This window comes from Nereida ignava, from assembly GCF_047114695.1.
Lineage (GTDB): Bacteria > Pseudomonadota > Alphaproteobacteria > Rhodobacterales > Rhodobacteraceae > Nereida > Nereida ignava.
Window position 1 is genome coordinate 1,459,710 of sequence record NZ_CP112885.1, and the last position, 13,615, is coordinate 1,473,324.

Here is a 13,615-nt window from a genome sequence, read left to right on the forward strand (position 1 = left end):
CTTAAAATTGGTTGCTTAGCGGGTAGCCCGTTCGCCCCCGATGGTCAAGAAATCAGGGCCTCAGGGTCACATCCGCCCAGACCAAACCGTGCCGCCCCATGCCGTTAGGCGGCCATAAAACACCGCTGCTGCGCGGTGTAATATCGGGCGAGGCCAGAACATAACTAAGCCGTAGACGGTAGGCATTTCGAAATTCGGCTGTGTGGGCGGTTGGTGCTGCATCTTGCAGATCAGGGCGCGCAAACATTTGTTCCATCAGTGTCCCCTGCGACGGATCAAGATTGAACAGCCCCGCAAGAATAAAGGGCTGGGATATGCCTTCGGCTCCGTTTGGCGCACCACGTTCGGCCAAGGCGGTATCAAGGTGACCATCCAAGAGATGCGCCCAAAGGCGGATCTCGGCTGCATTACGTTTGCCGTTGCGGTCTTCATCCCCATCAAAGATGGGTGGCGTTGCCGCAAAAGTAGCTAGGGTAAAGCCATCAAACGGCACGATCCAATGCACCTGAGATGACAGCCGTTGCGCCGCTTGGGCGCGCGCAGATGGGAAAGGGGCGCCATCTGGGTAGGTGGGCAAATCAGCATCGGGTAGGTCGCGCCATAAAAGATCAGACAGATCAATCACTGGCCCAACGATGGGGCGTTTCGAAAGCACTGCAACACCGCCGTGGCCCGCAAACCGCCCGTACCCTTGGGCGTCGCGGGGTTGGCCCAGCTGACCGTCACCATCCATATCAAGGCCCGTAGCCATGCCCGCGTTAGGCAAGCTGGTAAACATGTGATCAAAACCAAGATGGGCATTCAGCGCGGTAAGCGCGCGGGCATCATAATCCCAATCGACCCCCTGCAAGATCAGTACATCCGGATTTGCCTGTTTGATCAGCGCGACGCGGGCCATGACCTCATCAGTTTCGCGTTTGATATCGCGGAGCAAAAGCGCGGGACCACGGGCCTGAAGTTCTGTTTGATAGGTCGCGATGCGCAGAGTCTGAGACATCGCAAGGCCCGCGCAAACTGTTACCCAAAGACCAAGGGCCGGCAGGATTGGTTTCGCAAAACCACTGAGGTCTAGGCCACCAAAAAGTCGTCGGCCTCGGCGGCTTCTGCGGCATAGGTGCGGCGGCGTTGATCGGCGATCATATGGGCCACGCGGCTCATCGCGATGCCACGCATAAACAAAGATGCCGGTAAAAATGCCCACGCTGCCATCGTCCATATCAAAGTCTGCGGGTTGGTCATTGCCATCGGACCAAAGAAATCAGCCGCAAGCCGAACCGCCACAGGGATGATGAATGGCAGCAGAAACCCTAACATAATGTTAAAACGTGCGTCCTTGTTGAGGCGGCGCACCACATCACCACCGGCGGTCGGGTCGAACATAGGCAGGTTAATCCACACATTGAACGTGCCGGAATTACGCGGCCAACGGGACAAACGAAGCGCAGCCAAAAACACCGCCAGCGATAGAAGCGAGGTCAGATAGCTGATGCCTGCGGCGGTGCGCACGGCGGTGACAATATCGGCGGTGCTGTCTGCGGGAAGCATGCCCACCACCAAACGCACAGGCGAGAACGGGAAATCAATCGATGCAGCGATCAGCTGACCGATGGCGGCGGTAAACTCGGTGACGGGCGTGGCGTGGTACTTCCCACTACAGATGATCGACAGGACCAAAACGGTAAAAAGCAGCGAGCCGAAACGAATACGGTTAAAGGGCGGCGCAAAGCGGAACTCAATAAGCGAGGGATAGTCCGATTTATATTCGATGAACGTCAGAATGGCGGCGGCGATGGCGATAAAGGACACAATTTCCGACCCACCAGCGATGGTTGCGGGCAACATCACCGATGGCAACGCAATAAGCAGGACAACACAAAGGGCGCGAATAGCTGCGCCAGCAAAACGGGAAAACATCACCAAAACCTCGAACTCGTTATGCATAAACCAAGTATACACACGCTTATTTACGCGCCCTTTTGCGCGAAAACCTGCGCATGGGCATCTAATTAATGATCAAGATATGCCCATATTCAAAAATCCAAACAACTGTTTTGCATCTGTGAGGTCTGATTTTGATACTACTTTAGGGGGGAAGTGGTGCGGGTTTGCACCACGTTTGGAAATCCATAAAAACAAGGCACAAGATGTTGCGAGAGGCAAAAACGAAGGCACAAGTCCGTTAAGCCAAGATGAACAGCAGCAGTGAGTAATTTGCCCAAACTTGCCCAAACCCAAGGCCCAAAACGAAAAACGCCCACCCAGAAACCACTGGATGGGCGCATAATCTGAAAGCCTAGGGGCGTTAGACCCAAGGACGGCTTTTGGACAGCTCAGCCTCAAATGTATCGATGGAGGCAGCCTTTTCCATGGTCAGGCCAATGTCATCGAGACCGTTCATCAGGCAGTGCTTTTTGAACGCGTCAACTTCGAACGAGAACGCTTCGCCGTCGGATGAGGTGACGGTTTGCGCTTCCAGATCGATGATCATGCGCGCGTTCGAGCCTTTCTCAGCGTCTTTCATCAACACATCAACAGCCTCTTGGGGCAGCACGATCGGCAGGATGCCGTTCTTGAAGCAGTTGTTGAAGAAGATGTCTGCAAAGCTGGTTGAGATAACAGACTTCACGCCGAAGTCTTTCAGCGCCCACGGCGCATGCTCGCGCGAAGAGCCGCAGCCAAAGTTATCGCCAGCGACCAAAATCTCAGCGTTGCGGTAGGCCTCTTGGTTCAGAACGAACGTCGGGATTTCCGCGCCGTCATCATCATAACGCATTTCGTCAAACAGGTTCACACCAAGACCCGAGCGTTTGATGGTTTTTAGAAATTGCTTCGGGATGATCATATCGGTGTCGATGTTGATCAACGGAAGCGGTGCGGCGATCCCAGTAAGGGTTTCGAATTTATCCATAATGGTCTCCTTCGTGAGACAGAAATTTATGTGGCCCGCTGCTGCGCATTTTGCGGCGCGCAGCGGGCAAAAGACTTAGCTAAAATCCCGAACGTCAGTCAGCTTGCCGGTTACAGCAGCCGCCGCCGCCATGGCAGGTGACATCAAGTGCGTACGACCACCGCGGCCCTGACGGCCTTCGAAGTTACGGTTGGACGTTGCCGCACAGCGCTCGCCGGGGGCGAGTTGGTCGGGGTTCATAGCAAGGCACATAGAGCAGCCCGCAAGGCGCCATTCGAAACCAGCTTCTTTGAAGATGTCCGCAAGGCCTTCTTCTTCGGCTTGCGCACGCACAAGGCCGGAACCGGGCACGACCATGGCGCGCATACCGTCTTTAATCTTTTTGCCTTTGAGGATTTCCGCTGCTGCGCGCAAATCTTCGATACGGCCGTTGGTGCATGACCCGATGAAGACCGTGTCGATCTCAACGTCAGTCAGCGGTGTACCTGAGGTCAGGCCCATGTAATCAAGCGAGCGTTGCGCTGCGTCGACTTTGCCGCCTTGGAAATCAGCCGCCGCCGGAACATCTGCGGTGATTGGCAGCACATCTTCCGGGGATGTGCCCCATGTGACAACCGGTGCGATGTCTTCTGCTGCGATGGTAACAACCATATCCCAATGCGCGTCATCGTCGGAATAGAGTGTTTTCCACCACGCAACTGCGGCATCCCAATCAGCGCCTGTTGGGGCGTTGGGGCGACCTTTGCAGTACTCGAATGTTTTCTCATCAGGGGCGATGATACCCGCACGCGCACCGCCTTCGATAGCCATGTTGCAAACCGTCATACGGCCTTCCATGGACAGATCACGGATTGCTTCGCCGCAATACTCAATCACGTAGCCCGTACCACCTGCCGTACCGGTTTTGCCGATAACAGTCAGGGTGATGTCTTTTGCAGTCACGCCCGGGCGCAGTTTGCCTGTGATCTCAACCTTAAGGTTCTTTGACTTTTTCTGGATCAACGTTTGTGTTGCCAGAACGTGCTCAACCTCGGATGTGCCGATGCCGTGGGCAAGCGCACCGAATGCGCCGTGGGTTGCAGTGTGGCTGTCGCCGCACACAACAGTCATACCTGGCAGGGTCCAGCCTTGCTCGGGGCCGACGATGTGCACGATACCTTGGCGAACGTCGGACACGGGGTAGTAATGGATGCCGAATTCTTTGGCGTTGCTGTCCAACGCGGCCACTTGAATGGCGCTGTCTTCAGTCATGTTCTTCGGGTCATCGCGGCCCGGCGTTGTTGGCACGTTATGATCCGGTACAGCGATTGTCTTTTCCGGTGCGCGCACAGTGCGGCCCGTCATGCGCAGACCTTCGAACGCTTGGGGTGACGTTACTTCGTGCACCAAGTGGCGGTCGATGTACAAAAGGCACGTGCCATCTTCGGCTTCGTGGGCCACGTGGGCATCCCAGATTTTATCGTAAAGTGTTTTGGGGGACATGTTGGTCCTCTCCCGTAATAAATGTGTGAAGAATAGAAGGTGGGTAGAAAATTGAGGGCTGGCGCCTAGTGTAGTCGCGCAAGCACAGTCATGGACGCGCCGTAAAAGCGTTCGCGCAGGCGGGCTCGGTCTTCCATGATGTATCGTTGTTCCATAGCGCTCAGATACAGAGAATCGGCTCTTCTCGCAAGAAGTTAGGCTTGAGATATCTGTATGCGTGGCGCAAACTCGCCCCATGGCAGAACATATTGGTGAGACATGGAGCGATTGGGGCCCAGACCCCGAGACGGCAACTGCCGCCCCTGACGCGTTTCAACCCGCAACGATCGAAGTCATGACAGACACTGCGACGGGCATTTTGCGCCAAGCCGAAATTTTCGCCCAAGGGCTGCTGCGCCCCTCAAGTCTTGTGCAGATCGCAGTTGTTGTTGTTCTGCTGATTATTGCCGAAGTATTGCGGCGGCTGATTAAACCCAGAATGCAGGCGTGGGTGCGCGGCAAGCAGGGTATTCCCAAGTGGCAATTAAGGTGGTTTTTGGTCATCCAGAACCGTCTGCGCGGCATCATGTTTGTGCCCCTTGCCTACGGCGCTGTGGCGATCATGCAGGATCTCTACCGCTTTCCGTCAAAATATTACCTGTTGGTTATTGTGGCCAACCTCGCCACGGCTTGGCTGATCGTGGCGTTTGCCACCCGACTTATTCACAACAATCTCTTGCGACGCGTGGTGAATTGGGCGGCTTGGGCGTGGATCACTTTGCGCATCGTCGGGCTGGACAGCGAAGTCCAACAGATGCTGGAAAGCGCGCGCATTGGCCTTGGCGAAAGCACCATCAGCGTGTGGCAGATTTTGCAGGGTCTGGCCCTGTTGGCGGTTCTCTTTATTGGTGCGCGCTTTCTGACCCGAACGACCACAACGCGGGTTAACAGCAACGAGGAAATGTCGCCCTCAATGCGGGTGTTGGTGGTGAAAGCCACGCAGGTTGCTCTGTACGGTGCGGCGTTTTTCATTGGGATGCGGGCAGTTGGGATTGATCTGACCGGCCTAGCGGTGCTGTCTGGTGCCATTGGTGTGGGGCTTGGTTTCGGGCTTCAAAAAGTGGTCTCGAACCTTGTGTCCGGCGTGATCATTCTGCTTGATAAGTCCATCAAACCGGGCGACGTGATCAGCCTTGGCGACACATTTGGTTGGATCAACAGCCTTGGCGCGCGGTACGTCAGCGTCGTGACGCGCAACGGCAAGGAATACCTCATCCCGAATGAGGATCTGATCACCGGCCAAGTGGTGAACTGGTCTCACTCCAATGATTATGTGCGCCTCGATATTTATTTCGGCACCGCCTATCACGATGACCCGCACAACGTCCGCGCCCTTGCGATTGAAGCCGCCAAAAGCGTGGACCGCGTCCTGAGCAGCCCCCGCGCACCGGTCTGTCATATTGTGGGTTTTGGGGATTCGTCTGTCGATTATATCCTGCGGTTTTGGATCAAAGACCCCACAGGCGGGCTGACAAACGTGCGCGGACAAGTCTTTTTGGCCCTGTGGGACACCTTCAAAGCCAATGATATCTCTATTCCGTTCCCGCAAAGGGAGGTAAAGATGATAGAAGGGTCACAGTTAAGCACCAATGCGCTTGACTAGGCGACAGACCGTCACGTTTGTGTTTACATCCTGATTATTGAGATTTAGCAGGCCCGATGCTACTTTGGTGGCAGGCCCAGCGTCGGGGCTTTGGCGACGCGTATAAAGGAGGACAATGTTCTGTCTCTTTCTACAGATGCGGCCCATACGGGTGCCGCAGGTGCAGGTGCCCCGATGAGCACTAAACCCGATACCGCCAAAAGCGATGCGCTGCTGGTGACTATCCTTAAATCCCTCGATGACATGAAGGCCGAAGACGTTGTGCAAATTGATCTGCGCGGCATGTCTGAGATGGGTGATTACATGATCATCTGCTCGGGTCGTTCAAGCCGTCAGGTTGCTGCGATCGCGCAGAACCTTGTGACCGATGTAAAAGCCGCTCACCGTCGCAACGCCAAGCTGGAAGGCAAAAGCGCAGGCGATTGGGTGTTGGTCGACACCGGTGACATCATTGTGCATGTGTTCCGCCCCGAAGTGCGCGAGTTCTACCAGCTTGAAAAGATGTGGCTTAGCCCAGAAGAGCAAGCAGAACGCGGCATGCCAACAGGTCCGTCCACACACGATCCATCCGCCGAATAGCATCGCCCGATGACGCGCGTGCACCTATGCGTTGTGGGCCGGCTGCGTGCTGGCCCTGAACGCGACATGATCCAAGACTATGTTGACCGCTTTGACAAAACGGGACGCAATATGGGGCTTGGACCGATCACCATCACCGAAGTCGATGCAAAAGGTGCGGGTCAACAGGCCGAGCATGAGTTGCTGTCGCGCGCATTGCCCAAAGGGGCCGTATGCTGTGTTCTGGATGAGCGCGGCAAAGTGATAAGCTCGCCTCAGTTTGCCGAAAAGCTATCGGGCTGGCGCGATCAAGGGGCCCAAGACATTGCCTTTATCATCGGCGGGGCCGATGGGTTGCTGCCCGAAATGCGCGCCAATGCCAATGCAAAGCTTAGCTTTGGCGCGATGGTTTGGCCGCATATGCTGGCGCGGGTGATGCTGTGCGAACAACTTTACCGCGCCGCATCAATTTTAGCAGGCAGCCCCTATCACCGCGTCTAACGTAGCGCGGCTTTCGCGCATCGGTCAGTTTGCAGGCCTTTGATGAATTTTCAGCGCCAATATTAAATGGGGAACCCCTCAACTGTGCGCAGCTCACCTGTTTTAGTGCCACGCCAGTTTGTGATGTCACCCCCGATACGGCGCAGCGCGGCGGGATGTGCGGGATCAAGGTGACCAAGGTGGATAAGCAAGGTCGCGATCATCGCCTCTGCGGCGCGGGTCGTGCCACAGGTTGCTTTCACTGCAATACCCATCTTGGCCTCGGGAATGATGGCGATGAACACGCCTTCTGCACCCGTTTTGATCATCACTTTGCCGCCCATGGCGCGCATCAATTCGGTACAGGCACGCCCCTCACCCGCGACTAATTCGGGATGCAGAGCCATCGCTTCGCGCAGCGAGACCATAGCACGACCACGGCTATTTCCTTCGGTCGCAGAGGCAAATGTCGCCATGCCGCGCGCAAGACCGTGCATCGTGGTGGCAAAGTTAGGCGCAGAGCACCCATCGATCCCAAAAGTAGGTGAGGCAACTTCCGTCACCTCTTCGAACGCCCCTTTGCAGGCCTGCTGTACCGGATGATCAAGCAACTCGTAATCCGCATCCCCACGCAGGTGTTTGTTCAACAGCAAGAACCCCGCGTGTTTGCCAGAGCAGTTGTTGTGCACTTGGCACGGGCTCGCGTCCGTTTTGATCAAGCGCGCGGCCTCTGGTTTGTCGGCGGGGTGTTGTTGGCCGCAACGCAGATCGTCATCGCCCAAATCCATTTCTGACAGCCACGCCTGAACACGCTCCACATGGATGGCCGCACCATTGTGGCTGGCGCATAAAAGTGCGCGTTGTTCAGTGGTCAGATGATCCGCCGCACCGCTTTCCAAAAGCGGAAGTGCTTGGATCATTTTGCACGATGAACGCGGAAAAATCACCGCATCCGGATCGCCCCATGCCTGCACGATATCGCCTTTTTCATCGCAAATCACCGCATGTCCTGTGTGCAGGCTTTCGAGCAAATCGTTGCGCCAAAGCGCGATCATGGGGTGAGGAGCCATCAGTTAAGACCTTTTTGGGGCGGTTTTCCGCGTAAATGCTGAGCACAAGGGGTTTTCCCATTGGCTGGTTTCAGGCTAATGTTGCACTATCGAGTTGAAAACCCGCCAATTGCGATGACCCAAGAAAAATCTGGGCCGCAGCGGTGGATCCACAGGCAAAACAGCTTGGAGGCTGTGAACATGATTTCGAAACTGACGACTGCATGCGCGGTGCTGGCCCTTTCGGTTACGGCGAGTTTTGCGCAGGAATCGAGCAACCAAGTGGCTGCCAAAACGGACTGGAGCGTCTTTGTTGAAAGCAACCCGACGGAATGTTGGGCGGTCTCGGCACCGAAAGAAACAGTAAACACCAAAGATGGCCGCGTTGTTGCGGTACGCCGCGGTGACATTTTGTTGTTCACATTCTTCCGCCCCGGCGCATCTGTGAAAAATCAGCTGACCTTCACGGGCGGTTATCCTTTCGCAAACGGATCGACTGTTTCCATGGAAATCGGTTCCGCGTCGTTTGATCTGTTCACTGATGGCGAGTGGGCGTGGCCCGCAACACCCGAGGATGACGCCAAGATCGTAACAGCCATGAAGCGCGGCGCGACTGCAACGCTTACGGCCCGTTCATCACGCGGCACGATCACCAAAGACACCTTTAGCTTGTCTGGCTACACCGCCGCAGTTGATGACGCCGCAAAGCGCTGCGCAGGCTGATCCCATAATCGCCCATGTGGGCTTTGAAACAAAGGACTGGTGCGCGCACTGGTCCTTTTGCGTTTTGACAGGCAGTGCCGTATGAGATGCGTCATATTCCAATTCGGAGATTCCCCAGCATGGCCAATGCACCCGTTACGCCAGATGTATTGACGATCCCGCGCAAGCAAGTGGACGGGCCGGTTAACCTGATCGGACTGACACGCCCTGCGTTGCGCGAAGCGCTAATCGCGGCCGGTGCGCCCGAAAAGCAGGCCAAGATGCGGGCAGGCCAGATTTGGCAGTGGCTCTATCAATGGGGGGTGCGCGATTTTGATGCGATGACAAACCTGTCCAAAGCATACCGTGCCGAACTTGCAGAGAATTTCGTAATCGAGATCCCCGAAGTTGTATCAAAGCAAGTCAGCAACGACGGCACCCGCAAGTGGTTGGTACGTATCGCAGGCGGCCACGAAGTTGAGGTGGTTTATATCCCCGAAACCGATCGCGGCACCTTGTGCATCAGCTCGCAGGTTGGCTGCACGCTGACGTGTTCATTCTGTCATACGGGCACGCAAAAGCTTGTCCGCAACCTGACCGCGGGTGAAATTATCGGCCAAGTTATGATGGCACGGGACGATCTGGAAGAATGGCCAACACCGGGTGAAAAGCACGTTGAAGGACGGTTGCTGTCGAACATCGTTCTGATGGGTATGGGTGAGCCGCTTTACAACTTTGAGAACGTCCGTGACGCGATGAAGATTGCGATGGACCCAGAGGGCATCCAACTGTCACGCCGCCGCATCACTTTGTCGACCAGCGGCGTGGTGCCAGAGATTGCTCGCACCGCCCAAGAAATTGGCTGTCAGTTGGCAGTGTCCTTTCACGCTACCACCGACCCCATCCGTGACACCCTTGTGCCGATCAACAAGCGGTGGAACATCGAGGCGCTTTTGGATGCGTTGCGCGCTTACCCAAAGGCAAGCAACTCTGAGCGGATTACGTTTGAATATGTGATGCTCAAAGGCGTGAACGACAGTGACGAAGATGCGCACCGCTTGGTGAAATTGATCGAGGGCATCCCCGCCAAGATCAACTTAATCCCATTCAACGAATGGCCAGGCGCACCTTATGAACGCTCGTCGAACAACCGCATTCGTGCGTTCGCCGATATTGTTTACAATGCAGGCTACTCAAGCCCAGTGCGCAAACCGCGCGGCGAGGACATCATGGCCGCATGTGGTCAGCTAAAGTCCGCGACCGAGCGCGAGCGTAAATCACGCAAGCAAATTGAGGCCGAAGCGGGCATGGCGGCGCAGGATTGATCTAAAGATCAATCTCTAGCACCCCATCTTTTTCAGCAGCGCGCGACTGGCACAAAATAATTGCGTCTGCGCGCTGTGCTTTTGACAGCACAAAATCACGGTGCTCCACATCACCGCTTTTCACACCGCATTTACACACGCCACAAATTCCGTCCGAGCATTTCACATCCACGCGGATACCGTTTTCATTAAGGACATCCGCCGCCGTTTTATCTTTGGGCACCGCAAGCGTGCGCCCGTCATTTAGCTTGATGGCAAACGGCTCGTTCACGTAATCGGGCTGCTCTGGCACGCTGAAATACTCTAGATGTCGCGCTTCTTCCAGAAAGCCCCGCGCCGCCGCAGATTGAATGACAGACTTCATATAAGCCTCACCGCCGCAGGTATAAATGTGCATACCTTTTTCATAGGCGGGGATGCTTTCATCCAGTTTAACCCGTGTACCTTCGTCAGTAATGTGTAGATGTACATGGCTGGCCCATGGCGCATTTGCCAGATCATCCAAATACCCCATAGAAGCGCGCGTGCGGCCAGAATAGTGCAGCGCAAACGGGCGGCCTTCGGCGTGTAATTCATGGGCCATTGCGATCATCGGCGTAATGCCAATCCCGCCACCAAACAAAAGCGTCATCTGTTCGGTCTGCTCAAGGGCAAAGTGGTTGATAGGGGGCGATACAAAGACCCTGCGGCCTTCTTCAAAAATGCGGTGCATCAGCTTAGATCCCCCGCGGCCATCATCCTCGCGCAGCACACCAATTTGATAGGTGGTCCTGTCAGCGGGATTACCAGACATGGAATACTGGCGAAGGTATTCCGGTGATACCAACACGTCCAAATGCGCACCAGCCTGCCACGCAGGAAGGGGCGCGCCGTCTGCTGCAGTGAACTCGTATTTCGTAATATCGGCCGTCATCTTTTCGACTTTTGAGATGCGCATCTCAATCACAGGGCTGTCCCCATCGGCGGTGTAGGTATGCGCAACCTCGGCCACTTCGCCAGCCGCCAGCTTGGCCTTGTAGGCATCTGCGGTGATCATATCACGGTAGGCTTTGATCCCCGCCTCTCGGTCCATTTCAAACGGATACGGATAGGGATGGGGCGCAAGGTTGGCCGGATAAACCGCAAGGGTTTGGTCTTCGTATTTCAGATCAAGATCCTTTTGAAGATCGCGCGCATTGACCGGTTTATCCGTAGGGCGGTAACCGCCGTCCTCAGTAATTTCGAGATCCCACCACCACTTTTTGACGCTATTCAAACCGCCATTACCAACTGCATCATCAAGTTTTGCCAATAACGGTGCTGCCTTTGGCACATTCATCGCGGCCCACCGGAATGGCTTTTCCTTGAAGACCCCCTCAAGGTTCCACGGGCAAGTTTTCATACAGCGACCACACATCGCGCCACCCGGTGTTGTTACGCGGTAAGTTGTGCATTTCTGGCTATCAGATTTCCAAATCTCATAGCCATTGAACATCAGTTTTGGTCCTGCGGTGATCGCCCCGCTTGGACACTCACGCGCACATTTGTTGCACGCGTTACAAAAGTTCTGCAGCCCGAAATCAATCGGCTTGTCATGACTAAGCGGCAAGTCCGTGGTTACCACACCAGATTTCAGGCGCGGCCCCAGAAAGGGGTTAAGGATAACTTCACCAATACGACTGACCTCGCCCAACCCTGCCAAAAGCAACAGCGGCGGCTGCAATACCTCACCGTCCATCACCGTGTGGGCCTTGGCGGAATACCCAAGATTACGGATTTGTTTAGCCAACACACCGCCCAACAAAGAGAACCGCAAATATGCGCGCATGGATTGCGCAACCGCGATCCAGTCATCCCCCGACGACCCCTCCATCGACGGATAGCCCTGATCAACAATCATCGATATTGCCTGATCGTGGGTGGGCGTGATCGGTGCACCCGTTGCATCATGTGAATACCACGTCCAATCAGGGCAGCGCGAAATGCCAACAGCGTCGACGCCCAGAAAGTAACTGGTGGCTTTCACCAAATTGGCGGCCTCAGTCGGGCTTAGCTGCGTTTTTTCAGCCGCTGGCACACCGTCTTGCAACAGAACAAACGCCCCAAGCGCACGGCGCTGCGCCGACGACGGAGCCGATTTTCGCACATACAAGCCACCCGTGGAGGCCTTTTGCAGCGGCTTGCCCATATCGCCGAACTGCGCACGCGCAAACATATCTGTGCGCTTTGGAACGCGTGCCACCCGCGCCTCGTCAATGTAAGTTGTAGGATCATCTACACGTTTTAGTGTCTCGAACGGATGTGCCCCATCTACAAAGCGCCGCTTGGCAAAAGGCGCCGCGTTCAATGCATTTTTCGCGGATTTTGTGCCAAGCTTCCAACGGATGCCAAACGCACTTTTGGGTTGCTCCACCAAAGGGACAAGCGGGCGATCAACCGCAAGATCAAGCGAGGTTGTCACAACGGCCAGACCAAATCGCGTACCAACATAAGGATGGGTCAGCGCACCATTTTCGACAGTTGTCAGGCCCGCGCTGACCGAAAGACGGCCAAGGTCCACATCACTTGTGCTGGCCGTATGCGCGCGCGCCGAATGCCCCAAAACGCGCAAGTAATTGGCAATGACAGTCGCAGATTCAGCCGCCAGCAAGGCTGCGCGGTGGGCATAGGCGCCCTCAATCCATTCTGTGCCAATTTCATCCGGCAGAATATCCCGCGGATTTTCGTACAAAAAGACAATGGCGTGGGTGTGATCATCAATTGAGGTTACAGGCGCTTGGACCGAGTCTTTCAGATCCGCCATGATCATATCAATGCCAGATGCCAGCGATTTGGTTTGTCGCGTTTGCAGGTCATGGGCCAGGCGGTCGATGTCAGGGTTGCGGAACGGCGCCACAAGGCGGTCCGTATCCGTGATGCGGCAAATACCGACAGCGGCTGCGTCGTTGAAAAAGCCAAAGGCCTTAAGGTGATCCGCACGCTCTTGAATATCGGACGGGATGTCGCTTTGCCCGCGGTTGATCAGCCCGTCCCGAATGGCATCTAGCATTGCTTGATGTTCGCGCATGGCATTGATGACAGAATGCGGCTTGTCAGACGTGAATGTCAGTTGGGTTTGCTTTGGAGCACCACGCAACATCGGCTGCTCGCCCCGCGCCAAAAGCTCTGAAGGGTATGGCCCCATATGAATGGGACGCGTTTTGTCAGAGAAGAAGCGAACGGTCATAAAGCTGTGGTCCAAAGGTTGTTTGGAACAGTGGTAGCAGCATTATGTGAAAAAGTGGAATGCCTTGCGGAGGCATCCGTTGCCTCGCGTGTTCACTCATCACTCTCATGGTAGAAAAGAGAGAAAATGGTGAGCCCTACAGGGTTCGAACCTGTGACCTACTGATTAAAAGTCAGCCGCTCTACCAGCTGAGCTAAGGGCCCACACAAGGCGCTTATCTAGAAAGACACTCCGATGGGGTCAACCCCGTTTTTTCAGAATCTC

General features: G+C 55.4%; 12 protein-coding genes and 1 tRNA gene. 5 read left to right on the top strand and 8 right to left on the bottom strand.

Annotated features, from left to right (window positions below; translation table 11 throughout):
* Nucleotides 1–52 precede the first annotated feature (52 nt).
* The 5 genes from OLX08_RS07280 to OLX08_RS07300 all read right to left on the bottom strand — a co-directional run bounded on the left by OLX08_RS07280 (nucleotide 53) and on the right by OLX08_RS07300 (nucleotide 4,545).
* A complete protein-coding gene (locus tag OLX08_RS07280; protein ID WP_391480639.1) occupies nucleotides 53–997 on the bottom strand; it encodes an endonuclease/exonuclease/phosphatase family protein in 945 nt (314 codons plus the stop codon).
* A gap of 71 nt (nucleotides 998–1,068) precedes the next feature.
* Entirely contained in the window at nucleotides 1,069–1,914 is an 846-nt protein-coding gene (locus OLX08_RS07285) for a hypothetical protein (protein ID WP_412535632.1), read from the bottom strand.
* A gap of 388 nt (nucleotides 1,915–2,302) precedes the next feature.
* Complete coding sequence (leuD, locus tag OLX08_RS07290) at nucleotides 2,303–2,908, bottom strand: 3-isopropylmalate dehydratase small subunit (protein WP_391480642.1); 606 nt, start codon at nucleotides 2,906–2,908, stop codon at nucleotides 2,303–2,305.
* A gap of 75 nt (nucleotides 2,909–2,983) precedes the next feature.
* Nucleotides 2,984–4,390 (bottom strand): 3-isopropylmalate dehydratase large subunit, encoded by a 1,407-nt coding sequence (gene leuC / locus OLX08_RS07295; RefSeq protein ID WP_048598464.1) that lies wholly within the window; start codon nucleotides 4,388–4,390, stop codon nucleotides 2,984–2,986.
* 65 nt (nucleotides 4,391–4,455) lie between these two features.
* Nucleotides 4,456–4,545, bottom strand: a complete 90-nt coding sequence (locus OLX08_RS07300) for an isopropylmalate isomerase (RefSeq protein ID WP_218151592.1) — start codon at nucleotides 4,543–4,545, stop codon at nucleotides 4,456–4,458.
* A gap of 179 nt (nucleotides 4,546–4,724) precedes the next feature.
* On the opposite strand from OLX08_RS07300, the gene OLX08_RS07305 reads away from it, so the two are divergent.
* From OLX08_RS07305 to rlmH, 3 genes are all read left to right on the top strand, one after another.
* A complete protein-coding gene (locus OLX08_RS07305; RefSeq protein ID WP_391483200.1) occupies nucleotides 4,725–6,032 on the top strand; it encodes a mechanosensitive ion channel family protein in 1,308 nt (435 codons plus the stop codon).
* 174 nt (nucleotides 6,033–6,206) lie between these two features.
* Nucleotides 6,207–6,611: a ribosome silencing factor gene (rsfS, locus tag OLX08_RS07310; protein WP_048598465.1), complete on the top strand. Its 405-nt coding sequence runs from the start codon at nucleotides 6,207–6,209 to the stop codon at nucleotides 6,609–6,611.
* A gap of 9 nt (nucleotides 6,612–6,620) precedes the next feature.
* Nucleotides 6,621–7,091 carry a 23S rRNA (pseudouridine(1915)-N(3))-methyltransferase RlmH gene (rlmH, locus tag OLX08_RS07315; protein WP_391480644.1) on the top strand — a complete coding sequence of 157 codons (471 nt, stop codon included), beginning with the start codon at nucleotides 6,621–6,623 and terminating at the stop codon, nucleotides 7,089–7,091.
* A gap of 62 nt (nucleotides 7,092–7,153) precedes the next feature.
* Here rlmH and OLX08_RS07320 read toward each other — a convergent pair whose 3' ends face one another.
* A complete protein-coding gene (locus OLX08_RS07320; RefSeq protein WP_391483202.1) occupies nucleotides 7,154–8,143 on the bottom strand; it encodes an asparaginase in 990 nt (329 codons plus the stop codon).
* A gap of 177 nt (nucleotides 8,144–8,320) precedes the next feature.
* Here OLX08_RS07320 and OLX08_RS07325 point away from each other — a divergent pair, with 177 nt between their 5' ends.
* Entirely contained in the window at nucleotides 8,321–8,842 is a 522-nt protein-coding gene (locus OLX08_RS07325) for an invasion associated locus B family protein (RefSeq protein ID WP_048598782.1), read from the top strand.
* A gap of 119 nt (nucleotides 8,843–8,961) precedes the next feature.
* Nucleotides 8,962–10,146 (top strand): 23S rRNA (adenine(2503)-C(2))-methyltransferase RlmN, encoded by a 1,185-nt coding sequence (gene rlmN / locus OLX08_RS07330; RefSeq protein ID WP_391480645.1) that lies wholly within the window; start codon nucleotides 8,962–8,964, stop codon nucleotides 10,144–10,146.
* Between the two features lies 1 nt (nucleotide 10,147).
* On the opposite strand, the gene OLX08_RS07335 is transcribed toward rlmN, so the two are convergent.
* Nucleotides 10,148–13,351: a 2Fe-2S iron-sulfur cluster-binding protein gene (locus OLX08_RS07335; protein ID WP_391480647.1), complete on the bottom strand. Its 3,204-nt coding sequence runs from the start codon at nucleotides 13,349–13,351 to the stop codon at nucleotides 10,148–10,150.
* A gap of 127 nt (nucleotides 13,352–13,478) precedes the next feature.
* Nucleotides 13,479–13,554, bottom strand: a tRNA-Lys gene (locus tag OLX08_RS07340).
* Nucleotides 13,555–13,615: the final 61 nt, after the last annotated feature.